Origin of the sequence: Microbacterium sp. A20 (assembly GCF_004794515.1) — a bacterium.
GTDB lineage: Bacteria > Actinomycetota > Actinomycetes > Actinomycetales > Microbacteriaceae > Microbacterium.
The window spans coordinates 1-429 of the sequence record NZ_SSDF01000007.1 but is presented as its reverse complement, the minus strand read 5'-3'; the positions used below and the strand labels follow the sequence as shown (position 1 = coordinate 429).

The 429-nt window shown below is 62.7% G+C and carries 1 protein-coding gene; it reads right to left on the bottom strand.

Features of this window, described 5'->3' with window-relative positions:
* Nucleotides 1-380: DUF2254 family protein (locus DW298_RS00030; RefSeq protein ID WP_136040463.1), on the bottom strand; the 380-nt coding region annotated here is incomplete at its 3' end.
* Nucleotides 381-429: the final 49 nt, after the last annotated feature.

Genomic DNA, 429 nt, shown 5'->3' with positions numbered 1-429 from the left:
CCTTGGTCGTCGTAGTATCCGCTCGACAGGGCGATGATGCCCACGAGTGAGAATGTGAAGCCGCCGACGAACGTTGACAGGACGTTCTGCGACGTGGTGTCTTCGACGAGAAGCTGCGTCGCGCGCGGCGTTGCGGTCGTCGTTGCTGCGGAGTAGGCGGTGACCATCGCGGTGATCGAGAACGTCGTGACCGCCAGCATGGAGCCCGCGATGATCTGCAGAATCACGCCCACCGAATCCTGGCCCAGATCGATCACCAGATCGAACGGGATGAGCGTTCCTACCCCGTCGGCGCCCAACACGAACACGATCGACACCACAGTGACCAACGCGGCGCGCGTCCAGACCCTCTTCCCCAGCCGGCGAAGAACGACCCTCATCGTGGTTCTCACAATGCCCCCTCAGTCTACGAATCGCTGACGCCCGGTG